The organism is Streptomyces sp. NPDC086077, from assembly GCF_040686175.1.
Taxonomy (GTDB): Bacteria; Actinomycetota; Actinomycetes; order Streptomycetales; family Streptomycetaceae; genus Streptomyces.
Window position 1 is genome coordinate 16,645 of the sequence record NZ_JBFBJT010000065.1, and the last position, 23,024, is coordinate 39,668.

Sequence of the window (23,024 nt, forward strand, 5' to 3'; positions counted from 1 at the left end):
GTTGAATTGTGCAAGGTGGCGCTCCGATGAGCATTGGGCAGCCCATACCCGTTCGCGGTCGCGCATTGACCACGCACGGGTCAGGTATTCACTCGGGTCGATTTCCGAATTACCTCACAGTTGTGGGGGCACCATGGTGAACCGGGCGTTGACCTGGGCGTGGACGTGTTGCCGCTGGGGTTCGAGGTCCAGGGGCGCCGCGCCCGTGTCCTCGGCGGCCGCCGCGTAGGCCACGGAACGCATACGTCCGTTGGGTGCCGCCTGATACGGCTGCGAGTTCTCGGCGCCGATGTCGGCGAGTTCCACCAGGGCGGACAGGGTCGTACCGAGTGCGTCGGCGTATTCGCGGGCGCGCTGCACCGCCTCGCGGACGGCCTGCCGACGGGCCTCGCGGTGGGCGGGCGAGTCGGGGCGCAGTGCCCACCAGGGGCCGTCGACGCGGGTGAGGTCGAGGTCGGCGAGGCGGGAGGTGAGCTCGCCGAGGGCGGTGAAGTCGGTGAGCTCGGCGGTGACGTGGACGACGCCGTGGTAGGTGCGGATGCGTTCGCCGCGGCCGTGCTTGGTGAGTTCCGGGGTGATGGAGAAGGCGCCGGTCTCCACGCGTTCGACGGCGTCGCCGTAGGACTTGACCAGGTCGAGGGCGCCGGTGTTGCGGCGGGTGAGGTCGTCGAGCGCGGAACGCCGGTCGCGGCCGCGGGCGGTCACGGTGATGCCGATGCGGGCGATCTCGGGGTCGACTTCGAGGCGCGCCTCGCCACGGACGGCGATGCGGGGGGCGTCGGGGGTCCCGTAGGGGACGGCGGGTTGCTGGGGTTCCTCGGCGGGTGAGGTCATACGTCCCACTCTGTCATCGCGCGCCGGGGGTGTGGCCCTGTCCGGTCATCAGATCGCAACGTCCGGGGTCTGTCGGTGGTGGGCATGTCCGGGTCAGAATCTACGCGCGTTGTTCTCGTTCCGCGCCGACTGGGAGTTCTGCACATGCCGTTGAACCGCCGGAAGTTCCTGAGGAAGTCCGCCGTGGCCGGGGCGGGGGTGGCGGTCGCCGGCGCGGCGGCGGCACCCGCGCAGGCGGCACCGGCTCACGGGGAGCACCCCAGGCGGTACTCCTTCACCGTCATGGGCACCACCGACCTGCACGGCCACATCTTCAACTGGGACTACTTCAAGGACGCCGAGTACTCCGACACCGCGGGCAACGTCCAGGGCCTGGCCCGGGTCTCGACGCTGGTGAACCAGGTGCGCGAGGAGAAGGGCCGCCGCAACACGCTGCTGCTGGACGCCGGCGACACGATCCAGGGCACCCCGCTGACGTACTACTACGCGAAGGTCGACCCGATCACCGCCAAGGGCGGCCCGGTGCACCCCATGGCACAGGCGATGAACGCCATCGGCTACGACGCGGTGGCGCTCGGCAACCACGAGTTCAACTACGGCATCGAGACGCTGCGCCGGTTCGAGCAGCAGTGCCGCTTCCCGCTGCTCGGCGCCAACGCCGTCGACGCGAAGACGCTGCGGCCCGCCTTCCCGCCGTACTTCATGAAGACGTTCCGCGTACCGGGCGCCCCGCCGGTCAAGGTCGCCGTGCTCGGGCTGACGAACCCGGGCATCGCCATCTGGGACAAGGCGTACGTTCAGGGCAGGCTGGTCTTCCCCGGCCTGGAGGAGCAGGCGGCGAAGTGGGTGCCGAAGCTGCGTTCGATGGGCGCCGACGTGGTGGTCGTCTCCGCGCACAGCGGCTCCTCGGGCACGTCGTCGTACGGCGACCAGCTGCCGCACGTGGAGAACGCCGCAGCCGACGTCGCCCGGCAGGTGCCCGGCATCGACGCGATCCTGGTCGGCCACGCGCACGTCGAGATCGAGGAACTGCTTGTCACGAACGAGAAGACCGGCAGGACGGTCGTCCTGTCCGAACCGCTGTGCTACGCCGAGCGGCTCACGCTGTTCGACTTCGAGCTGGTCCTCGACAAGGGCCGGTGGCAGGTCGAGTCGGTCAAGGCGTCGCTGCGGAACTCCAACACGGTCGAGGACGACCCGAGGATCACCCGCTTGCTGTCGGACGAGCACGCGAAGGTCGTGGAGTACGTCAACCAGGTCGTCGGCACCGCGACCGAGACCCTGACGACGGTCGACGCCCGCTACCGGGACGCCCCGATCATCGACCTGATCACCAAGGTGCAGGAGGACGTGGTCAAGGCGGCCCTGGCGGGCACCGCCCACGCGTCGCTGCCGGTGCTCGCGCAGGCGTCGCCGTTCTCCCGGACGTCCCAGATCCCGGCCGGCGAGGTGACGATCCGGGATCTGTCGAGCCTGTACGTGTACGACAACACGCTGGTCGCCAAGGTGATGACGGGGGCGCAACTGCGGGCGTACCTGGAGTACTCGGCGGAGTACTTCGTGCAGACGGCGGCCGGCGCGCCGGTCGACGTGGACAAGCTGACCAACGCGGGCGGCCGCCCGGACTACAACTACGACTACGTGTCGGGGCTGACCTACGAGATCGACATCGCCCGGCCGGCCGGGTCGCGGATCCGGAACCTGGCGTTCGGGGGTGCCGCGCTGGACGACGCCCAGCAGTTCGTGCTGGCGGTGAACAACTACCGCGCCAACGGCGGCGGCGCGTTCCCGCACGTGGCGTCGGCGCAGGAGCTGTGGTCGGAGTCGACGGAGATCCGCACCCGGATCGCGGAGTGGGTGACCGCCAAGGGCGTACTGGACCCGAAGGACTTCGCGTCGGTGGACTGGAAGCTGACCCGGGACGGCACGCCGGTGCTCTAGGCCCTGACGACAGGGCCCAGAACTTTCGGGGAACGTCAGGTCCCGTCCCGCAGGGGGGTGAGCGTGCCCGGGTGCCGGGCGGGCGGGACCTGGGAGCGATGCTGCTCCAGGCCGAAGCTGGTGAACGCGGTGCGGTGCGGCAGCGGGTACGGCTCCTTGCCGGTCAGCGTGTTGAGGATGGTGGCGCTGCGCCAGGCGGCGAGGCCCAGATCGGGGCTGCCGACGCCGTGGGTGTGCAGCGAGGCGTTCTGGACGAAGGCCGTGCCGGTGACGGAGGGGTCGAGGACCAGACGGAACTCCTCGTCGATCCGCGGGCGCTCCTGGCTGTCGCGGCGCAGATAGGGGTCCAGGCCGGCGAGGAGCCGGCTCAGGGGGCGTTCGCGGTATCCGGTGGCCAGGACGACGGCATGGGTGGTGAGCCGGGAGCGGGTGCCCTGCTGGATGTGTTCCAGGTGCAGTTCGACCTGGGTGGTGGCGATCCGGCCGGCGGTACGGACGCGGACGCCGGGGGTGAGGACGGCGTCCGGCCAGCCGCCGCCCAGGTTGCGCCGGTAGAGCTCGTCGTGGATGGCGGCGATGGTGCCCGAGTCGATGCCCCTGTGGAGCTGCCACTGGGAGGCGACGAGCTGCTCGCGGACCGGCTCGGACAGGGCGTGGAAGTAGCGCGAGTAGTCGGGGGTGAAGTGCTCCAGGCCGAGCTTGGAGTACTCCATGGGTGCGAACGCCTGGCTGCGGCCGATCCAGTGCAGCCGCTCGCGGCCGGCGGGGCGGTGCCGCAGCAGGTCGAGGAAGACCTCGGCGCCGGACTGTCCCGACCCGACGACGGTGATGTGTTCGGCGGCGAGCAGGGCGGCGCGGTGGTCGAGGTAGTCGGCGGCGTGGATCACGGGCACGCCGGGTGCCTCGACGAGGGGCGCGAGCGGGTCGGGGACGTAGGGCTCGGTGCCGATGCCGAGGACGATGTTCCTCGTGTAGGTGCGGCCGAGGGACTCGGCCTCCCCGTCGGTGTCGAGCCGGGTGAAGTCGACCTCGAAGACATCGCGGTCGGTGTTCCAGCGCACGGCGTCGACCTGGTGGCGGAAGTGCAGTCCGGGGAGGCTCTCGCTGACCCAGCGGCAGTAGGCGTCGTACTCGCTGCGCCGGATGTGGAAGCGCTCGGCGAAGTAGAAGGGGAAGAGCCGCTCTCGGGTCCTGAGGTAGCTGAGGAAGGACCAGGGGCTGGCGGGGTCGGCGAGGGTGACCAGGTCGGCGAGGAACGGGACCTGGACGGTGGCGCCGTCGACGAGCAGGCCGGGGTGCCAGTCGAAGGCGGGGCGCTGTTCGTAGAAGACGGCGTCGAGTTCGGCGAGGGGGTGGGCGAGTGCGGCGAGGGAGAGGTTGAACGGGCCGATGCCGATGCCGACCACGTCACGCGGGGCCTGGGCTTCGTGGGATGCCGCATGGGCGGCGGCGTACGGGCTCACGTGTGCGGTGGCCTGTGGTGTGGTCGGCGGGTTCGTCGGGCGGGTCATCGGGGGGTGTGTCCTTCCACCAGAGACAGGAGGGCGGCCAGGTCGGCCGGCCGGGTACGGGGGTTGAGAAGGGTGGCCTTGAGCCAGAGCCGGCCGTTGAGCCGGGCGCGACCGAGGACCGCGTGTCCGTGGCCGAGGAGATCTCGGCGTAGGGCGGCCACGGCGTCGTCAGTGGCGCCGGTGGGCCGGAACAGGACCGTGCTGATGGTGGGCCGGTCGTACAGCTCGAAGCCCGGGTGCGCGGCGATCAGCCGCGCCAGCTCGTCGGCGCACTCGCACACCTGGTCGACGAGCGCTCCGAGCCCGCTCCGGCCGAGACCGCGCAGCGTGACGGCGATCTTGAGGATGTCGGGCCGACGGGTCGTGTGCAGGGAGCGGCCCAGCAGGTCGGGGAGGCCGGCGTCGGTGTCGTCGTCGGCGTTCAGGTACTCCGCGCGCTGGTGCAGGCCGGCGAGGTCGCGGGCGTCCCGGACGGTGAGCAGGCCGGCGGCGATCGGCTGCCAGCCGAGTTTGTGCAGGTCGAGGGTGACGGTGTCGGCGGAGTCGAGGCCACTGAGCCGGTGGCGGTGCCGCTCGCTGAACAGCAGTCCGCCCCCGTAGGCGGCGTCGATGTGCAGCCGGGCCCCGTGCGCCCGGCACACGGCGGCGATCTCGGGCAGCGGGTCGATGAGCCCGGCGTCTGTGGTGCCCGCGGTGGCGGCGACGAGCACCGGGCCGGACAGCCGGGCGAGGGTCTCGTCCAGGGCGGCCGGGTCGAAGGTGCCCGCCGGGGCCGGGACGGTGACCGGTACGGGCAGGCCGAGCAGCCAGGCGGCGCGGGGGAGCGAGTGGTGGGCGCCTGCCGCGGTGACCAGTTGGAGGGTACCGCCGTGTGCCTCGCGGGCGAGCAGCAGGGCGAGCTGGTTGGACTCGGTGCCGCCGGTCGTGACGAGGCAGTCGGCGGCGCCGGTCTGCGCGGCGAGCGCCCGTGTGACCAGGGCCTCCAGGGCGGAGGCGGCCGGGGCCTGGTCCCAGGAGTCCAGGGAGGGGTTGAGGACACTGGCGGCGAGGTCGGCGGCGGTGGCGAGGGCGAGCGGCGGGCAGTGCAGATGGCCCGCGCACAGCGGGTCGGCCGGGTCGGCGGCGCCCTCGGCGAGCGCGTGCACGAGGGCGCGCAGGGCGTCCGGGTCGCCCTTGTCCGGCAGTACGTCCCCCAGCGTGTCCCGCATCCGCGCGGTGACCGCCTCCGGGCCGCCCGCGGGGAGCGGGCCACCGCGTGCCCGGCCGCCGGCGGACAGCGCGTCGAGCACGGTGTCGAGCAACGGCCGCAGGGCGCCGGGGCCGTCGGGGCCTGAGGCGAGGGGCGGCGTGGGCATGTACCCAGCTTGTACGTGGATGGGGCGACGCGCCCGAAACGTACTGGCAGAACGACCCGAAAGAGGGTACGTACGAGGCGTGTGCGTGTTCCCCCGCGGCGCGGGACCGTCCTTGTCCCGCGCCGCCGGGCCGGCTGTCGCCACCGGCCGGCGCCGGGAGGTGCTAGACCGCCTCCCTCACCCGCAACGCGCGCGCCAGGTCGTCGAGTTGGTCGGCGAGCCTCCGGCGCAGCGCCGGCACCGGCTCCTCGTCGCGCAGGCACTCCTCGCCCAGGCGCAGGGTCTCGGTGTCGACGGCGTGGGCGGGGAAGGCCCAGTTGCCCACGGCCTCGGCGATGGCGGGGCCGCGGCGGGCCGCGAGAGCGACGGCGTCCTCGTAGTAGCGCGGCACGTACTCCCGCACGAGGTCGGCCTGTTCGGGCTGCCAGAAGCCCTGGGCGGTGGCGGTGAACAGGTAGTTGGACAACTCGTCCCGCGCGAACATCGCCTCCCACGCCGTCCGCTTGGCCTGCGGGTCGGGCAGGGCGGCGCGGCAGCGGGCTGCGCCCTCCTGCCCGGTGGCGCTGGGGTCGCGGTCGAGCTCGGCGGCGATGGCGGCCTCGTCCGTCGCACCGAGCGCGGCGAGCCGGCCGAGGATGCGCCAGCGCAGCTCGGGGTCGAGCTCGGGTCCGCCGGGGACGATGCCGTCGGCGAGCCAGGCGGCGATGGTGTCGGGGTGCGCGGCGACGTCCACGAAGTGGCGTACGGCGAGCAGGCGCAGGCCGGGGTTGTCGCCGTCCTCGGTGCGGCGCAGCAGGTCGCGGCAGAGGGAGGAGAGGGCGCTCTGGGCGGCGGGCCGGCTCTCGGGGGTGAGGTAGCGGCCGGCGATCTGGCGGGTGGCGAAGCCGAGGACACCCTGGACGAGGGCGAGGTCGGTCTCGTGCGGGAGGTGGGCGCGGGCCGTCTCCAGGTAGGTGGTGGGTGGGAGTTCGGCGTCGCGTACGGCGTCCCTGAGGGCATTCCACACCACCGCGCGGGTGAGGGGGCCCGGCAGGCCGGACAGTTCGTCGCGCACCGTCCGGAAGGACCGCGGGTCGAAGCGGACCTTGGCGTAGGTGAGGTCGTCGTCGTTGAGGAGGAGCAGCGCGGGGCGCTTGCCGATGGGGTGGCCGTCGGGGTGCGGGACGTCGAGGTCGAGGCGTTCACGCAGGACGAGGCGGCCCTCGTCGCCCAGATCGTGGTCGTAGAGGCCGACGGCGATGCGGTGCGGGCGGCTGCCGGTGTGGCCGACGGTGAGGGTGCAGATGCCGTTGTCGCCGGTGGTGACCCGCGGGGTGAGGGTGTCGACGCCGGTGGTGCGCAGCCAGGACCCGGCCCAGGCGTGCACGTCGCGTTCGGTGGCGGCGGCGAGGGAGTCGATGAAGTCGGCGAGGGTGGCGTTGCCGAACCGGTGCCGGGCGAAGTGGGTGTTGATGCCGGCGAGGAAGTCCTTCTCGCCGAGCCAGGTGACGAGCTGGCGCAGGGCGGAGGCGCCCTTGGCGTAGGAGATGCCGTCGAAGTTGAGCAGGGCGGAGGCGGTGTCGGTGACGGACTCGGGGGCCACGGGGTGGGTGGAGGGGCGCTGGTCGGCGTCGTAGCCCCAGCCCTTGCGGGCGACGCCGAACGCGGTCCAGGTGCCGCTGAAGCGGGTGGCCTCGCCGAGGGTCTGGTAGCCCATGTACTCGGCGAAGGACTCGTTCAGCCAGATGTCGTCCCACCACCTGAGGGTGACGAGGTCGCCGAACCACATGTGGGCCATCTCGTGGGCGATGACCGTCGCGCGGTTCTGCCGCTCGGTGTCGGTGACGGCGGACCGGTAGACGTACTCGTCGCGGAAGGTGACCAGGCCGGGGTTCTCCATGGCGCCGACGTTGAACTCGGGGACGAACGCCTGGTCGTAGGAGTCGAAGGGGTACGGCTCCTCGAACTTCTCGTGGTAGCGGTCGAAGCAGGCGCGCGTGACGTCGAGGATCTCCTCGGCGTCCGCGTCGAGGTGGGGCGCGAGGCTGCGTCGGCAGTGGATGCCGAAGGGCAGCCCGCGGTGGTCGGTGCGCACCGAGTGCCAGGGGCCGGCGGCGACGGCGACGAGGTAGGTGGAGATCGGCGGGGTCGGCGCGGCCCTCCACACGCCGCCGGTGTGTGCGGTGATGCCGTTGGCGAGGACGGTCCAGCCCTCCGGTGCCTTCACCGACACCTCGAAGACGGCCTTGAGGTCGGGCTGGTCGAACGCGGCGAAGACGCGCTGCACGTCGTCCAGGAACAGCTGGGTGTAGACGTACGTCTCGCCGTCGGTGGGGTCGGTGAAGCGGTGCATGCCCTCGCCGGTGCGGGAGTAGCGCATGGCGGCGTCGACGCGCAGTTCGTGGTCGCCCGCGGTGAGGTTCTTCAGGGGCAGGCGGTTGCCGTCGAGGGTCTCGGGGTCCAGGGGCTGTCCGTCGAGGGTCACCGAGCGCAGTTCGGCCGGCTTCAGTTCGACGAAGGTGTCGGCGTCCGTACGTGCGGTGAACCCGATCACCGTGCGGGAGTCGAAGGTCTCGTCACCGGTGGTCAGGTCGAGGTCGACCCGGTAGTGACGGACGTCGATGAGCTGGGCACGGGCTTGCGCTTCGTCGCGCGTGAGTACGGACATGGATCACATGCTGCCTGATGCCGGTGACAGCAGGACAGGGGCGGGCGGTGTCGCGGGGCAGTGCGCGGTCCTGCGTGCCGGCGGGCGGCGGGTTCACGGTGGTCCCGCGTACGAGGCCTATGTGCGGTCCTGCGCCGGTGCGGGCCCGCGCCGGTCTCGCTGCACGGGCAGGCGGGCGTCCGGTTTCCCCGGGCCGGCGCGGGTCTCCGTCTCCGCCCGCGGCTCCCTGAGGGCGCGCAGCTCGCGCACCTCGCGTTCCAGGGCCTGGTGGCGCTGGTGGGCGTCGTACAGGTAGCGGACCTTGGTGCGCAGCGCCCAGGGGTCGACCGGCTTCATGAGCAGGTCGGCGACGCCGAGCCCGAAGGCGGTGGACGTCAGTTCGTGGTCCGGGCCGTAGCCGGTGAGCAGGACGACCGGGATGTGCTGGGTCTGTTCCAGGCGGCGCAGGTAGCGCACCACGTCCAGCCCGCTGACGCCGGGCATGCGCACATCGAGCAGCAGCAGGCCGACGTGGCCGCGGAGCACCTGTTTCAGGGCCTCGTCGCCACTGGTGGCGCGGCCCAGGTCGTAGCCGAGCGGAACCAGGGCGCTCTCCAGCGCGTACAGCGTGTCCTCGTGGTCGTCGACGATGAGGATCTTGGTGTCCGACCCCATGCCCGAACTCCCTCCGGCGTGGACACCAGAGTATGCGAGGCGCTGACGGACAGTGGCGATCGATTGACGATCAGCACACGGCGCGGAGCGGACCGCCCGGGCCGCGCACTGGTCCGTACCAGGACGTGTTCGCCGAGGTCAATCGGTTGCCGGGGTGGAGCCGTTCACGGTGTCCTCGGCGATGCGCTCGTGGTGCCTGATCACTTCGCCGATGATGAAATTGAGAAATTTTTCAGCGAATCCAGGGTCCAGCTTGGCGCTCTCGGCGAGGGAGCGGAGCCGGTCGATCTGCCGTGCCTCGCGGGCCGGGTCGGCGGGCGGCAGCCGGTGCAGGGCCTTGAGCCGGCCGACCTGCTGGGTGCACTTGAAGCGCTCGGCGAGCATGTGGACGACGGCCGCGTCGATGTTGTCGATGCTGTCGCGCAGGCGGGAGAGTTCCTGGCGGACGGCCGGACCGACGTCGTCGGGGGTGGTGTTGCGCGTGCTCATGGGCGTCCACCCTACGCGGCGGGCGGCTGTTCGACCTCGGTGCAGCAGGCGTCCCGCCTCAGGCTCCGATGACCTTGTGCAGATACACGTCCGCGTGCCCGCCGGGAACGCCGGGCAGCCGTCCCGCCTCGCGAAAGCCGAGCTTTCGGTAGAACGCCGGGGCCTGGAAGGTGTACGAGGAGACGATCATGTCGGTGCAGCCGCGCCGTGCGGCCTGCTCCTCGGCGGCCCGCATCAGCTTGCTCCCCCAGCCCGCGTGCCGCTGGTCCTCGCCGACCCACAGCAGTTCCACGCCGCACAGGCCGCCCCAGGTCCACCCGGTCAGTCCGCCGAGCAGTTCGCCGTCGCCCGCGGTGACCCGGACGCTGAACTCCTCGGGCTGCGCGGCGCCGGTCGCCGCCGTGTTGAACGCGGTGAGCTCCGCTTCGAGGCGCTGCTCCAGGGCGTCGTCCTTGCCGCCGACCTGGAGGGACGCGGCGGCGGAGGGCTCTTCGGTGGTCACGTCCCGGATTCTGCCAGGGGGCGGACCCGCCGACGACCGGACGACGGGCGTCCGCGGGCACCCCGCCAGGGGCCGCCGCCCCACCGAACCGCCGTCCTACAGCGCGTTCGCGGCCCGGGCTATGTCCTTCGCGAAGTGGCTGACCTCGGTGTAGACACCGGGAACGCCGGTGCGGGCGCAGCCGTCGCCCCAGCTGACGATGCCGACCTGGATCCACTTGCCGGCGTCGTCCTTGCGGAACATGGGGCCGCCGGAGTCACCCTGGCAGGTGTCCACGCCGCCGCTCTGGTAGCCGGCGCACAGCTCCTCCGTGCTCACCAGCCGGTTGCCGTAGTGCCACTTGCAGGCACGGTCGGTGATGAAGGGCACCGAGGCCTTCTGGAGCCTGGTGGTGCCGGTGCCCGCGCCCTCGCGGGTGTCGCCCCAGCCCGCGATGGTGAAGGTGCCGCGGTTGTAGCGGTTGGTGGTGGCTGTCTTCAGCGTGGGCCTGTCGATGGGCCGGGCGAGTTTGATCAGCGCCCAGTCCTTGCCCACGCCGTTGTAGCCCGGCGCCACCTTGACCTTGGTCGACTTGACCTTGACGGCGGCGGAGGAGTTGAGGTCGGCGACGCCCGCGGTGACCGTGATGCGGGTGTTGTTGCCGGAGCCCTCCATGCAGTGGGCGGCCGTCAGGACGACGTCCTTCTTGTAGAGCGCGCCGCCACAGCCCATCGAGAGGTGGACCATGAACGGGAACTCGTTCTGTACGGCGGGCTTGCCTCCGATGACGCGCGTGTCCGCGGCATGCGCGCTGACGGGCTGGAGGCCGGCGACCGCGAGAGCGACGGCACCGGCCGCCGCGGCTCTCCTGGCCAGGGTCAGACCGCTTCTCGTCGTCGCGTTATGGGTCAACGTACTTCCCTTCGTGGCGGATTGGGCGGCTCGCCAGTATGAAGATCGGGCGGCGTCCAGGACAAGGACTGATCTCACGCCGGCACCGCGCAACCCGCCGAGCGAAATTCCGCTCTCTCCCTCGTAGAGTGGAAACGGGTTCACGGCGTCTTGGGGGTACGGGCGTGGCGAACGACGGACCGGTCGAGCACGGCTACCCGCACCTGGAGACGGTGCGGGCCGCCGTCACGGCGCTGTACAAGCGGTTGTCGCAGGACACGATCCAGACGTTCGCTGCCAGCGTGCTCCCGGCCGACGTCGCGTTCTGCGACACCGACGACCTCTATCTGGGCGCCCAGCGCGTGGCCCGGGTGCTGGTGCGGCACTACCGGCTGCCGGACGCCCGCCTGATCGTCAGCTTCCGCGAGATGCAGCACGCCGCCAACGTCGAACTCACCGCCGGTCCCGAGTACTTCGTGGAGCTGAACGACCGGTTCCGCACCCACCGCCGGGACATCGGCGCGGCGCTCGCACACGAGATCATGCATGTCTATCTGCACCGCCTGGACCTGTCGTTCCCCGGCACGCGCGACAACGAGATCCTCACGGACACGGCGACGACGTACCTGGGCGCCGGCTGGCTGCTCCTGGACGCCTACCGGGAGGACGCGGCGTCCAGCCAGAAGCTCGGCTATCTGACGCCCGAGGAGTTCGGGTACGTCCTCGCCAAGCGGGCCCTGGTGTTCGGTGAGGACCCCTCGACGTGGTTCACCAGCCCGCAGGCGTACACGGCGTACGTCAAGGGCATGACGCTGGCCCGTCACGACGAGCAGCAGCCACCGCTCACCGCGGCGGGCTGGGCGGGCCGCCGCCGCTACGCCCGCGACCGCCGCCACGCCCAGAGCCACGCCCCCGTCGGCATGCCGGGCACGGCGGGCACGCCGTACGCCTTCTCCCCCGACACCGACGGCCCGCTGCGGGTGTCGTTCCCCTGCCCCACCTGTCACCAGCGGATCAGGGTGCCGGTGCGGGGGCGGGTGCGGGCGCGGTGCGCGCTGTGCCGGACGGTGCTGGAATGCGACACCTAGGCGCGCCGCCGCCCCGGGACAGCCCGAGGTCACCGTCGCCCCGCGCACCGCACCCAGCTTCCCGGTGTCACCCGCAGACCCAACCGGTCCGTCGTCACCAGCACCTGGCCCGCCGGGTCGCTCGACGTCCTGCTCACTGCGCACATCGCCGGTTGCCCCGGCAACGAACTGCACCGCTTGACCCATGCGGCGCTCGACGAACCGCGGCGTCACGCCCGGGGTCTGCCGTACACGGCCCCGGTCCGCGCGGCGGACCTCACACGCTCCGCGCGACGCTCACTCCCGGCTGGCGTACACCGGCCCTGGCCGCCGGGAGCCGGCCAGCAGTCCTCGTACCACCTCGTCGAGTTCGGCCACGTCCCACCGTGCCCCCTTGTCCGCGGTGGGTCCGGCGCGCCATCCCTCCATCACGGTGATGCGGCCGCCCTCCGTCTCGAACACCCGGCCGGTGACGCCCGCGCTCGCGGCGGACCCGAGCCAGACGACCAGCGGGGAGACGTTCTCCGGAGCCATGGCGTCGAAGCCGCTGCCCGGCGCCGCCATGGTTTCGGCGAACGTCCGCTCCGTCATACGGGTACGCGCCGCCGGGGCGATGGCGTTGACCTGGACGCCGTACCGGCCCAGTTCGGCCGCGGCGACCAGGGTCAGCCCGACGATCCCGGCCTTGGCGGCGCTGTAGTTGCCCTGCCCGACCGAGCCCAGCAGCCCGGCCCCGCTGCTGGTGTTGACGATCCGGGCCTCGGGCGTGCGGCCCGCCCTGGCCTCGGCGCGCCAGTGCGCGGCGGCGTGCTTCAGCGGCAGGAAGTGCCCCTTGAGGTGGACGCGCAGGACGGCGTCCCAGTCGTCCTCGTCGAGGTTGACGAGCATCCGGTCGCGCAGGAAGCCCGCGTTGCTGACCAGCGTGTCGAGCCGGCCGTACGCCTCCAGCGCGGTCCGGATCAGCGAGGCGGCGCCCTCGGTGGTGGCGATGTCGCCGGCGTGCGCGACGGCCTCGCCGCCCGCCTCACGGATCTCGGCGGCCACCTGGGCGGCCGGGCTGCCGGCGCCGGGCCGGCCGTCCGGCCCGACGCCGAGGTCGTTGACGACGACCCGTGCCCCCTCGGCGGCGAAGGCGCGCGCGTGCGCCCGCCCGAGCCCCCGGCCGGCCCCGGTGACGACGACGACCCGTCCTTCGCGGCTGCCTCTCGCGCTCATCTCATCCCTCCCGGGGGCTCTTGTGAGCGGTGGCGGCGTCCAGGAACGCGGGGCGCTCACCGCCGCCGTGCACGTGCAGGCTGGCACCGCTGACGTACGAGGCGGCGCCGGACGCCAGGAACACGGCGGCCGCCCCGACGTCGGCCGGTTCGGCGAGCCGCCCGAGCGGGATTGTGCGGGAGACGGCGGCGACGCCGTCCTCGCCGCCGTAGTGGAGATGCGACAACTCGGTGCGGACCAGGCCGACGACGAGCGTGTTCACGCGTACGTCGGGCGCCCACTCGACCGCCATCGAGCGGGCGAGGCTCTCCAGGCCGGCCTTGGCGGCGCCGTACGCGGCCGACCCGGGTGACGGCCGGCCACCGCTGACACTGCCGATCATCACCACGCATCCCCGCGTCCGCCGCAACCCCTCGTACGCGGCCAGGGACGCGGTCAGCGGAGCCACGAGGTTCAGCTCGACGACCCTGGCGTGCCGCTCGGCGTCGACGTCGGTCAGCAGCCGGTACGGCGTGCCTCCGGCGTTGTTGACGAGGACGTCCAGCCGGGGCAGCCCCGCGAAGAAGTCCCGCACGGCGGCGGGCTCCCGCAGATCGAGGGGGACGAACCGGGCGCCCTCGACGGGGACTTCGGGCGGCCGCCGGGCGCAGGTCACGACCTCGGCGCCGGCCTCGGCGAAGGCCCGTGCGATCCCGGCGCCGACCCCTCGCGTGCCGCCGGTGACGACGACGGTCCGGCCGTGGAGACGGGGCGACCGCGAGTTGTCCACAGGGGCTGCGTTGTCCACAGGGGCTCCCACGCTGATTCGGCGGCTGCTAGCTTCGAAGCCTCGAACACCTAACAAACGTTTGGTGGAAAGGTAACTGATGCGGTCATGGGTGTCTCCACCTCGTCCCCGGAAAACGGGATCTGCGTCGTCACGGTCGACTTCCCACCGGTGAACGCGCTGCCGGTGCACGGCTGGTACGCCCTGGCGGACGCCGTGCGCGCGGCCGGGCGGGACCCCGGCGTCCGCTGTGTCGTGCTGACCGCCGAGGGGCGCGGCTTCAACGCGGGGGTGGACATCAAGGAGATACAGGCGCGGGGACCCGGCGCCCTGCTCGGCGCCAACTCCGGCTGCGCGCACGCCTTCGCGGCGGTGTACGAGTGCGAGGTCCCGGTCGTGGCGGCCGTGCGGGGCTTCTGTCTCGGCGGCGGCATCGGGCTCGTCGGCAACGCGGACGCGATCGTCGCGAGCGAGGACGCCACCTTCGGCCTGCCGGAGCTGGACCGGGGCGCCCTCGGCGCGGCCACGCACCTGGCCCGCCTGGTCCCACAGCACCTCATGCGCGCGCTGTACTACACCTCCCGCACGGCGAGCGCCGCCGAGTTGCACGCGCACGGCTCGGTGTGGCGGGTGGTGCCGGGTGGGGAACTGGGCGGTGCGGCCCTGGAGCTGGCCCGCGAGATCGCCGCGAAGGACGGCCGGCTGCTGCGCCTGGCCAAGACCGCGATCAACGGCATCGACCCCGTCGACGTACGCCGCAGCTACCGCTTCGAGCAGGGCTTCACCTTCGAGGCCAGCCTCAGCGGGGTCGCGGACCAGGTGCGGAGCACGTTCGGAACGGCAGGGAAGGAGGGACCGGAGTGACGGCGCAGACGGAAGGCGACAGGGCGGGGACCGAGGCGACGGCGGCCCGGGCTCCGGCTGCCGACAAGACGATGAGCGCCGACGAGGCCGTCGGCCGGCTGGAGAGCGGCATGACCCTCGGCATCGGCGGCTGGGGCTCACGACGGAAACCGATGGCCCTGGTGAGAGCACTGCTCCGCACCGCTGTCACCGACCTCACCGTGGTCTCGTACGGCGGACCGGACGTCGGCATGCTCGCCGCAGCCGGCCGGATCCGGAAGCTGGTCGCCGCCTTCACCACCCTCGACTCCATCCCGCTCGAACCGCACTACCGCGCGGCACGCGAGCGCGGGGCGTTCGAGCTGATGGAGATCGACGAGGCGATGTTCCTGTGGGGGCTGCAGGCGGCGGCGAACCGGCTGCCGTTCCTGCCGGTGCGGGCCGGGATCGGATCGGACGTCATGCGGGTCAACCCCGGTCTGCGCACGGTCACGTCGCCGTACGACGACGGGGAGACGTTCGTCGCCATGCCCGCCCTGCGCCTGGACGCGGCCCTGGTCCATGTGAACCGCGCCGACCGCCGGGGCAACGGGCAGTACCTGGGCCCCGATCCGTACTTCGACGACCTGTTCTGCGCGGCGGCCGGCACGGCGTACGTCTCGTGCGAGCGGATCGTGGACACGGCCGAGCTGACGAAGGAGGCGGCACCTCAGACACTGCTCGTCCCACGCCACACGGTGAACGGCGTGGTGGAGGCCCCGAACGGCGCTCACTTCACGTCGTGCGCACCGGACCACACACGGGACGAGGCCTTCCAGCGGCACTACGCGACCACGCCCTGGCCGGAGTTCGCCGCGCGGTTCCTCACCGGGGACGAGCACGCGTACCGGTCCGCCGTCCGCGCCTGGCACGAGGAGAGCGGCAGGCGTCCGCAGAACGAGGAGCGGTCATGACCCCTGCGACACCCGAACCCGGCCCCGGATCGACGCCGGGACCGATCCCCGAACCCGGCCCCGCACCGACCCCCGCACCCGTCCCCGCAGCGACCCGCGCCGAGTACTGCGTGATCGCCTGCGCCGAAGCCTGGCGCGGTGCCGGTGAGGTCCTGGCGAGCCCGATGGGTCCGATTCCCTCCCTCGGCGCCCGGCTCGCCCGGCACACCTTCGCCCCCGACCTGCTGCTCACCGACGGCGAGGCCACACTGGTGGACGCCGACGGCAACGCCGAGGGCTGGCTGCCGTACCGCCGGCATCTCACCCTCGTCACCGGCGGCCGGCGGCACGTGATGATGGGCGCCAGCCAGATGGACCGCTTCGGGAACCAGAACATCTCCTGCATCGGCGACTGGGCCAAACCGGCCCGACAGTTGCTCGGCGTGCGCGGCGCGCCGGTCAACACGCTGAACAACCCGACGAGTTACTGGATCCCGCGGCACTCACGCCGGGTGTTCGTGGAGCGTGTCGACATGGTGTGCGGGGTCGGCCACGACCGTGCCGCCCGCCATCCGGGAACGGCCCGCTTCCACCAGCTGGGCCGGGTCGTCTCGCATCTCGGCGTCTTCGACTTCGCGACGCCGGACCACTCGATGCGGGTCGCCTCCCTGCATCCGGGGGTGACCGTCGAGGAGGTCGTGCAGGCGACCGGCTTCGAGCTGACGATCCCCGCCGAGGTACCGCAGACCCGCGCCCCCACGCCGGGGGAACTGCGTCTGATCCGCGAGGTGCTCGACCCCGCGAGCGGCCGGGACCGGGAGGTGCGTTCCTGATGGAGACGGCGCTCACCAGGCTCGTCGGGGTACGGCACCCGATCGTGCAGACCGGGATGGGCTGGGTGGCGGGCCCCCGCCTGGTCTCGGCGGCGGCGAACGCGGGGGCGCTGGGCATCCTGGCGTCGGCCACGATGACGCCCGACCGCTTGCGCGAGGCGATACGCGAGGTCGGGGCCCGGACGACGGCACCTTTCGGGGTCAACCTGCGCGCGGACGCGCGAGACGCTGCCGACCGGGTGCAGATCATGATCGAGGAGGGGGTGCGGGTCGCGTCCTTCGCCCTGGCCCCCTCGCCTGAGCTGATCACCGCGCTCAAGGAGTCGGGCGTCGTCGTCATCCCGTCGGTCGGCGCGCGGCGGCATGCGGAGAAGGTCGCGGCGTGGGGCGCGGACGCGGTGGTCGTGCAGGGCGGCGAGGGCGGCGGGCACACCGGGGAGGTGGCGACGACGGTGCTGCTGCCGCAGGTGGTGGACGCCGTGGACATCCCGGTGGTGGCGGCGGGCGGCTTCTTCGACGGGCGCGGGCTGGTCGCGGCGCTGGCGTACGGGGCGGCGGGCGTGGCCATGGGGACGCGGTTCCTGCTGACGTCGGACTCGACGGTGCCGGAGGCGGTGAAGGCGAGGTATCTGGCGGCGGCGGTCGGGGACGTCACGGTCACGACGGCGATCGACGGCCTGCCCCACCGCATGCTGCGCACCGAGCTGGTCGACGCCCTGGAGAGATCCGGCCGGGCCGCCAGGCTCCTGCGGGCCATGCGCCGGGCGGCGGGCTTCCGGCGGATCTCGGGGCTCACCTGGCGCCGTATGGTCCAGGACGGACTCGCCATGAAGCACGGCAAGGACCTGACCTGGAGCCAGGTCCTGCTGGCCGCGAACACACCGACGCTGCTGAAGGCGTCCATGGTGGACGGCCGGACGGATCTCGGGGTCATGGCCTCCGGCCAGGTCGCCGGGGTCATCGACGACCTGCCCTCGTGCGCGGAGCTGGTGGAGCGGATCACCGAGGAGGCGGAGACGGTACTGAAGTCGTTGGAGGCACTCGGAGCCGACCGGTGACGCGGTGGTCCTCGCCACCCTGACGCCACGGATCCGGCTCCCGGGGCCGGGGGGTCTCAGACTCGCTCGATGATCGTCACGTTGGCCTGTCCGCCGCCCTCGCACATCGTCTGCAGTCCGAGCCGCCCGCCCGTACGCTCCAGTTCGTGCAGCAGCGTCGTCATCAGCTTGGCGCCGGTCGCGCCGAGCGGATGCCCGAGGGCTATCGCACCGCCGTTGACATTGACCTTTCCGGGGTCGGCGCCGGTCTCCTTCAGCCAGGCCAGGACGACCGGCGCGAAGGCCTCGTTGATCTCGACGAGGTCGATGGCGTCGAGGGTGAGTCCGGTCTTCTTCAGGGCATGGGCGGTGGCCGGGATGGGCGCGGTCAGCATGCGGATCGGGTCCTCGCCGCGCACCGACAGGTGATGGACGCGGGCCCGCGGCGTCAGCCCGTGCTCGCGCACCGCGCGCTCCGAGGCCAGCAGCAGCGCCGCCGCGCCGTCGGACACCTGCGACGAGCAGGCGGCGGTCACCGTGCCGCCCTCGACGACCGGCTTCAGCGCGGCCATCTTCTCCGACGAGGTGTCCCGCCTCGGTCCCTCGTCGACGGACACGTCCCCGTACGGCACGGTCTCGCGGGCGAAGCGCCCCTCGTCGATCGCCCGCACCGCCCGCCGGTGCGAGCGCAGCGCGAACTCCTCCTGCTCCGCCCGGCTGATCCCCCACTTCGCGGCGATCGTCTCGGCCCCGGCGAACTGGTTCACGGGCCGGTCCCCGTACCGCGCCCGCCAGCCCTCGCTGCCCGCGAACGGCCCCTGGGTGAAGCCCAGCGGCTCGGCGGCCTGCCGGGTGGCGTAGGCGATGGGGATCCGCGACATGTTCTGCACGCCCCCGGCGACCACCAGGTCCTGCGTCCCGGACAGCACGGCCTGCGCGGCGAAGTGCACGGCCTGCTGCGAGGACCCGCACTGCCGGTCGACGGTCACGCCCGGCACCTCCTCGGGCAGTCCGGCAGCCAGCCAGCAGGTCCGCGCGATGTCCCCGGCCTGTGGCCCCACCGCGTCCAGGCACCCGAAGACGACGTCCTCGACGGCCGCCGGATCCACGCCGGCCCGCTCGACCAGCTCCTTGAGCACATGCGCGCCCAGGTCGGCCGGATGGACCCCGCTGAGTCCTCCCCCGCGTCGCCCCACGGGCGTGCGGACCGCTTCGACGATGTAGGCCTCGACCATGGCGACTCCCCAGCGAGTGTGTGCGTACGGCGGCTCAGGTGCGTACGGCGATCCCGTCCAGCACCATCGACAGGTACTGCCGGGCGATCTCCTCCGGACTGTGCTGTCCGCCCGGCCGGTACCAGGACGCGGCGACCCACACGGTGTCCCGCACGAACCGGTAGGTGAGCCGGACGTCGAGGTCGTCCCGGAAGACCCGGTCGGCGACCCCGCGTTCCAGCGTGGACAGCCACGCCTTCTCGAACTTGCGCTGCGACTCGGCGAGGAACGCGAACCGCTCCTGCGCCGCCAGCTGCCTGGACTCCTTCTGGTAGATCGCGACGGCCGCGCGGTGCCGGTCGATCTCCCGGAACGACTCCGTGACCAGCGCGTGAAGCGTCTCCCGCGGCCCGAGCCCGGCGTCCAGGACGGCGTCGTAGCCGTCCCAGAGCTCGTCGAGGAAGGTGCGCAGGATCTCCTCCAGCATCGACTCCTTGGAGTCGAAGTGGTAGTAGAGGCTGCCCGCGAGCATGCCCGCGTGGTCGGCGATGGTCCGGACGGTCGTGGCGTTGTACCCCTGCTCGGCGAAGACCTCGGCGGCGGTGCGCAGGAGTTCGTGGCGGCGCGCCGGAGGGGAGGCGGTCACCTGGGGGTTCTTCTTGGTCGGCACGGCACCCATTGTGGGCCTAGGGGTGCTGGCTGCTGACGGAGACGACCTCTCCGGTCAGGTACGAGGAGTAGCCGGACGCCAGGAACACGATCACGTTGGCCACCTCCCAGGGTTGCGCGTACCGCCCGAAGGCCTCGCGCCCGGTGAGTTCCGCGAGCAGCTCGCGGGTGGTCACCTTCGCCAGGTGCGGATGCATGGCGAGGCTCGGCGCCACGGCGTTGACCCGCACCCCGAACGCCGCGGCCTCGACCGCCGCACACCGGGTCAGCGCCATCACGCCGGCCTTCGCGGCGGCGTAGTGCGCCTGCCCGGCCTGGGCCCGCCAGCCGACGACGGAGGCGTTGTTGACGATCACGCCGGCGCCGGTCGTCCTCATGGAGCGCAGGGCGGCCCGCGTGCACCGGAACGTGCCGTTCAGCGTCACGTCCAGCACGCGGGACCACTGCTCGTCGGTCATGTCGACGAGGGCCGACGTGCCGCCGAGACCGGCGTTGTTGACGACGACGTCCAGCCGCCCGTGCTCCGCCACGGCCGTGGCGAACAGCGCCCGCACCTGTGTCTCGTCGGTGACGTCACAGGGCAGCGCGGCGACCGACCCCGCGCCGAACTCCGCGGTGAGTGCGGCCTCGTGCTCCTTCAGGCGGCGCGGGTGGGCGTCGCTGATCAGCACGCGCGCGCCCTCCTCCAGGAACCTGCGCGCGGTCGCGCCGCCGATCCCGGCACCCGCCGCCGCGGTGATGACGGCGCTGCGCCCGCGGAGCAGACCGTGCCCGGGCTCGTACGCCGGACCCTCGACGTCTGTCATGGGCTCACGCTAACCTACCAAACACTTGTTAGGGAAGAATTCGGGGCAGGGAAAGCAGGGAGGGAGGCGACCGTGGACCTCACGCACTCCGTAGCCGACGAGGCCTTCCGCGCCGAGGCGCGCGCCTGGCTCGACGCCCATGCGCCGCGCACACCGCTGCCGTCCCTGGAGACCGCCGAGGGCTTCGCGGCGCACCGCGCGTGGGAGGCGGAGCTGGCCGCGGACCGCTGGTCGGTCGTCGACTGGCCGCAGGGGTACGGCGGCCGGGACAGCGGGCTCGTCCGGTGGCTGGTCTTCGAGGAGGAGTACTACGCGGCCGCCGCCCCCGCGCGCGTGAGCCAGAACGGCATCCACCTTCTGGCCCCCACCCTCTTCGCCCACGGCACCGAGGAGCAGCGGGCCCGCGTCCTGCCTCCCATGGCCTCGGGCCGCACCGTCTGGGCGCAGGCGTGGTCGGAGCCGGAGGCGGGCTCGGACCTCGCGTCGCTCACGTCGAGGGCGGTCCGCGCCGACGGCGGCTGGCTGCTGTCCGGTCAGAAGACGTGGTCCTCCCGCGCGCCCTTCGCGGACCGTGCCTTCGGGCTGTTCCGCAGCGAGCGGGACACCCAGAAACCCCATCAGGGCCTGACGTATCTGATGTTCGACCTGCGCGCGCCCGGCGTCACCGTCCGCCCGATCGCCCGGCTGGACGGCAAGCCGGCCTTCGCCGAGCTGTTCCTGGACGAGGTCTTCGTCCCCGACGAGGACGTCATCGGCGAGCCCGGCCAGGGCTGGCGTGTCGCCATGTCGACGGCGGCCAACGAACGCGGCCTCACGCTCCGTTCCCCGGGCCGCTTCCTGGCCGCCGCGGACCGCCTGCACCGGCTGTGGCAGGCCCACGGCAGCCCGCCCGCCACGCGCGCCCGCGTGGCCGACGCGCTGATCGGCGCCCGCGCCTACCAGCTCTTCACCTACGCCTCCGCCTCCCGGTTCCTCGACGGCGAGCCGCTCGGCGCGGAGTCCAGCCTGAACAAGGTGTTCTGGTCGGAGTACGACATCGCGCTGCACGAGACCGCCCTCGACGTGCTCGGCCCCGAGGGCGAACTGTCCGGCACGCCCTGGTCCGAGCCGTACGTCTTCGCCCTGGCCGGCCCGGTCTACGCCGGCACCAACGAGATCCAGCGCGACATCGTCGCCGAACGCCTGCTGGGCCTGCCGAAGGGACGCCGCTGATGCGCTTCCTCCTCGACCCCGAGCAACGCGCCTTCGCCGCCTCCCTGGACGCCCTGCTCACCTCCGCCGGGACCCCGTCCGTGGTGCGGGACTGGAGCCGCGGCGACCCCACCGGCGGGCGCGCGCTGTGGTCCCGGATCGCCGAGGCGGGCGTCTTCGCGCTGGCGGTGCCGCAGGAGTACGACGGGCTGGGCCCCCGTCCGGTGGAACTGGCCGTCGCCTTCGTCGAACTGGGCCGGCACGCCGTCCCGGGCCCGTTGGTGGAGACGGTCGCGGCGGCCGCGCTGCTCACGGAACCGGCCCTCGCCAAGCGCTTCCTCCCGCCCCTCGCGGCGGGCGCGACGATGGCGACAGTGACGCCGGCGGCCTCCCCGTACGCCCTCGACGGCGACGCGGCCACCACTCATCTGTCCCTCACCGCCGAGGGCCTGCGCCTCTCCCCCGGCCCGGCCGCTCCCGCCCGCCCCTCCCTGGACCCGGCCCGCCGCCTCACCCCCCTCCTCCCCGGTGGCGAACTGCTCTCCCCCGCCCCGCCCGCCGAACGAGCCCTCACCTGGGCGCGGCTCGCCACCGCCGCCCAGGCGCTCGGCGTGGGTTGCGCCCTGCTCGACAGGACCGTCGCCCACGTCCGAGGGCGCACCCAGTTCGGTGTCGCCATCGGGTCGTTCCAGGCGGTCAAGCACCGGCTGGCCGACGCGAGGATCGCCCTGGGCTTCGCGCGCCCGCTGCTGTTCGGCGCCGCGCTGACCATGCGCCCCGCCGACGTGGCCGCCGCCAAGGTCACGGCGTGCGAGGCGGCGTACGCGACGGCCCGTACGGCGCTCCAGCTGCACGGCGCGATCGGCTACACGGCGGAGTACGACCTGTCCCTGTGGCTGACCAAGGCACGCGGCCTGCTGGGTGCCTGGGGCAGCCCGGACGAGTGCCGGGACACCGTCCTCAGTGCCCGCGCGTGATCTCCCGGTACTCCTCCGGCGTCGCCTGCGGGATGCGGTTGTCCGGCCCGAACATGGCCCGGGCCAGCCGCGCGCGCACCCGCTGGGGGACGATGACCGCTGCGCCCGGCTGAGGGGTTCGTGGACCACCCTCAGGGTGACAGTGACACGGTGGAGAGCTCAAGCCAAAGGTGCGCGATCTCAGTCGACCGAGGCCGACCGGAGCCGACCCGGCCGGTCCCGACCCGACTCAGCCGTTCGTCACGATTCCCCGCGCCCGCGCGGCCGCCAGCCAGTGGGGGAACTCGCCCACGAGACGGTCGTACAGCTCGGCGTCGGACATCTGCCGCGGAATCTCACCGACGTGGAAGAACCCGGCGTTGTCGACCACCCGCCGCTCCGGCACGGGCAGGTCGTCGAGCTTGCGCAGGAAGTCGAACTGCTTGCTGTGCGGATCGCCGAACCCTATGAACTGCCAGAAGAGCGGGAGTTTCGCCGCCTTGCACAGGAACTTCTCGGCGGCGGGCCGGTTGACGGGGCCGCCGTCGGTCTGGAAGACGACGAGGGCCGGCTCCCGGGAGCCGCTGTCGAGGTAGTGGTCGATGACGGCGTCCATGGCCAGGTGGTAGCTGGTCCTGCCCATGTGCCCCAGGCCCGCCACGATCCGTTCGATCCGGCCCTGGTGGTCGGCG

General features: G+C 72.6%; 22 protein-coding genes. 8 read left to right on the plus strand and 14 right to left on the minus strand.

Annotation, left to right across the window (positions count from 1 at the left end; all coding sequences use genetic code 11):
- Window positions 1–114: 114 nt before the first annotated feature.
- Complete coding sequence (locus AB0O67_RS19950) at window positions 115–834, minus strand: SIMPL domain-containing protein (RefSeq protein WP_365451793.1); 720 nt, start codon at window positions 832–834, stop codon at window positions 115–117.
- Window positions 835–978: 144 nt separating this feature from the next.
- Between AB0O67_RS19950 and AB0O67_RS19955 the strand changes: the two genes are divergently transcribed.
- Window positions 979–2,775 carry a 5'-nucleotidase C-terminal domain-containing protein gene (locus tag AB0O67_RS19955; RefSeq protein WP_365451795.1) on the plus strand — a complete coding sequence of 599 codons (1,797 nt, stop codon included), beginning with the start codon at window positions 979–981 and terminating at the stop codon, window positions 2,773–2,775.
- A gap of 35 nt (window positions 2,776–2,810) precedes the next feature.
- Here the strand turns inward: AB0O67_RS19955 and AB0O67_RS19960 are convergent, their stop codons facing one another.
- From AB0O67_RS19960 to AB0O67_RS19990, 7 genes are all read right to left on the minus strand, one after another.
- Entirely contained in the window at window positions 2,811–4,286 is a 1,476-nt protein-coding gene (locus AB0O67_RS19960) for a SidA/IucD/PvdA family monooxygenase (protein ID WP_365451797.1), read from the minus strand.
- Window positions 4,283–5,641: an aminotransferase class V-fold PLP-dependent enzyme gene (locus AB0O67_RS19965; RefSeq protein ID WP_365451799.1), complete on the minus strand. Its 1,359-nt coding sequence runs from the start codon at window positions 5,639–5,641 to the stop codon at window positions 4,283–4,285. Before AB0O67_RS19965 ends, AB0O67_RS19960 begins: the two co-directional genes overlap by 4 nt.
- 163 nt (window positions 5,642–5,804) lie before the next feature.
- Entirely contained in the window at window positions 5,805–8,288 is a 2,484-nt protein-coding gene (pepN, locus tag AB0O67_RS19970; RefSeq protein WP_365451801.1) for an aminopeptidase N, read from the minus strand.
- Between the two features lie 117 nt (window positions 8,289–8,405).
- Window positions 8,406–8,942 (minus strand): response regulator, encoded by a 537-nt coding sequence (locus AB0O67_RS19975; RefSeq protein WP_365451803.1) that lies wholly within the window; start codon window positions 8,940–8,942, stop codon window positions 8,406–8,408.
- 138 nt (window positions 8,943–9,080) lie between these two features.
- The gene (locus AB0O67_RS19980) at window positions 9,081–9,431 is read right to left on the minus strand and encodes a chorismate mutase (protein ID WP_365451805.1); all 351 of its coding nucleotides are present in this window, start codon (window positions 9,429–9,431) and stop codon (window positions 9,081–9,083) included.
- A gap of 58 nt (window positions 9,432–9,489) precedes the next feature.
- Complete coding sequence (locus tag AB0O67_RS19985; RefSeq protein ID WP_365451807.1) at window positions 9,490–9,933, minus strand: GNAT family N-acetyltransferase; 444 nt, start codon at window positions 9,931–9,933, stop codon at window positions 9,490–9,492.
- A 96-nt stretch (window positions 9,934–10,029) separates the two neighbouring features.
- Window positions 10,030–10,794, minus strand: a complete 765-nt coding sequence (locus AB0O67_RS19990; RefSeq protein WP_365451838.1) for a serine protease — start codon at window positions 10,792–10,794, stop codon at window positions 10,030–10,032.
- Window positions 10,795–10,988: 194 nt separating this feature from the next.
- Here AB0O67_RS19990 and AB0O67_RS19995 point away from each other — a divergent pair, with 194 nt between their 5' ends.
- On the plus strand, window positions 10,989–11,891 hold the full coding sequence (locus AB0O67_RS19995) for a hypothetical protein (protein WP_365451809.1): 903 nt from the start codon (window positions 10,989–10,991) through the stop codon (window positions 11,889–11,891).
- A 276-nt stretch (window positions 11,892–12,167) separates the two neighbouring features.
- Here AB0O67_RS19995 and AB0O67_RS20000 read toward each other — a convergent pair whose 3' ends face one another.
- Window positions 12,168–13,085 carry an SDR family oxidoreductase gene (locus AB0O67_RS20000; protein ID WP_365451812.1) on the minus strand — a complete coding sequence of 306 codons (918 nt, stop codon included), beginning with the start codon at window positions 13,083–13,085 and terminating at the stop codon, window positions 12,168–12,170.
- 1 nt (window position 13,086) lies between these two features.
- Window positions 13,087–13,872, minus strand: a complete 786-nt coding sequence (locus AB0O67_RS20005) for an SDR family oxidoreductase (protein WP_365451814.1) — start codon at window positions 13,870–13,872, stop codon at window positions 13,087–13,089.
- A gap of 87 nt (window positions 13,873–13,959) precedes the next feature.
- Here AB0O67_RS20005 and AB0O67_RS20010 point away from each other — a divergent pair, with 87 nt between their 5' ends.
- The 4 genes from AB0O67_RS20010 (at window position 13,960) to AB0O67_RS20025 (ending at window position 17,517) form a co-directional block, all read left to right on the plus strand.
- Window positions 13,960–14,715, plus strand: coding sequence for an enoyl-CoA hydratase family protein (locus AB0O67_RS20010; protein WP_365451816.1), 756 nt, complete (start codon window positions 13,960–13,962; stop codon window positions 14,713–14,715).
- Window positions 14,716–14,786: 71 nt separating this feature from the next.
- The gene (locus tag AB0O67_RS20015; RefSeq protein WP_365451840.1) at window positions 14,787–15,647 is read left to right on the plus strand and encodes a CoA-transferase; all 861 of its coding nucleotides are present in this window, start codon (window positions 14,787–14,789) and stop codon (window positions 15,645–15,647) included.
- Complete coding sequence (locus AB0O67_RS20020; RefSeq protein ID WP_365451818.1) at window positions 15,644–16,459, plus strand: CoA-transferase; 816 nt, start codon at window positions 15,644–15,646, stop codon at window positions 16,457–16,459. The genes AB0O67_RS20015 and AB0O67_RS20020 overlap by 4 nt, the downstream gene beginning before the upstream one ends.
- Complete coding sequence (locus AB0O67_RS20025; protein ID WP_365451820.1) at window positions 16,459–17,517, plus strand: nitronate monooxygenase; 1,059 nt, start codon at window positions 16,459–16,461, stop codon at window positions 17,515–17,517. The genes AB0O67_RS20020 and AB0O67_RS20025 overlap by 1 nt, the downstream gene beginning before the upstream one ends.
- 56 nt (window positions 17,518–17,573) lie before the next feature.
- Here AB0O67_RS20025 and AB0O67_RS20030 read toward each other — a convergent pair whose 3' ends face one another.
- From AB0O67_RS20030 to AB0O67_RS20040, 3 genes are read right to left on the minus strand one after another with little or no spacing between them, the layout of a single operon-like run.
- A complete protein-coding gene (locus AB0O67_RS20030; RefSeq protein WP_365451822.1) occupies window positions 17,574–18,731 on the minus strand; it encodes an acetyl-CoA C-acetyltransferase in 1,158 nt (385 codons plus the stop codon).
- A gap of 34 nt (window positions 18,732–18,765) precedes the next feature.
- Window positions 18,766–19,380: a TetR/AcrR family transcriptional regulator gene (locus tag AB0O67_RS20035; RefSeq protein ID WP_365451824.1), complete on the minus strand. Its 615-nt coding sequence runs from the start codon at window positions 19,378–19,380 to the stop codon at window positions 18,766–18,768.
- Between the two features lie 16 nt (window positions 19,381–19,396).
- On the minus strand, window positions 19,397–20,185 hold the full coding sequence (locus AB0O67_RS20040; RefSeq protein ID WP_365451826.1) for an SDR family oxidoreductase: 789 nt from the start codon (window positions 20,183–20,185) through the stop codon (window positions 19,397–19,399).
- Window positions 20,186–20,257: 72 nt separating this feature from the next.
- Here AB0O67_RS20040 and AB0O67_RS20045 point away from each other — a divergent pair, with 72 nt between their 5' ends.
- Together AB0O67_RS20045 and AB0O67_RS20050 are read left to right on the plus strand one after the other, a co-directional pair.
- A complete protein-coding gene (locus AB0O67_RS20045; RefSeq protein ID WP_365451828.1) occupies window positions 20,258–21,397 on the plus strand; it encodes an acyl-CoA dehydrogenase family protein in 1,140 nt (379 codons plus the stop codon).
- The gene (locus AB0O67_RS20050) at window positions 21,397–22,353 is read left to right on the plus strand and encodes an acyl-CoA dehydrogenase family protein (RefSeq protein ID WP_365451830.1); all 957 of its coding nucleotides are present in this window, start codon (window positions 21,397–21,399) and stop codon (window positions 22,351–22,353) included. Before AB0O67_RS20045 ends, AB0O67_RS20050 begins: the two co-directional genes overlap by 1 nt.
- 229 nt (window positions 22,354–22,582) lie before the next feature.
- Here the strand turns inward: AB0O67_RS20050 and AB0O67_RS20055 are convergent.
- A partial coding sequence (locus tag AB0O67_RS20055) for a VWA domain-containing protein (RefSeq protein WP_365451832.1) occupies window positions 22,583–23,024 on the minus strand: 442 nt, incomplete at its 5' end.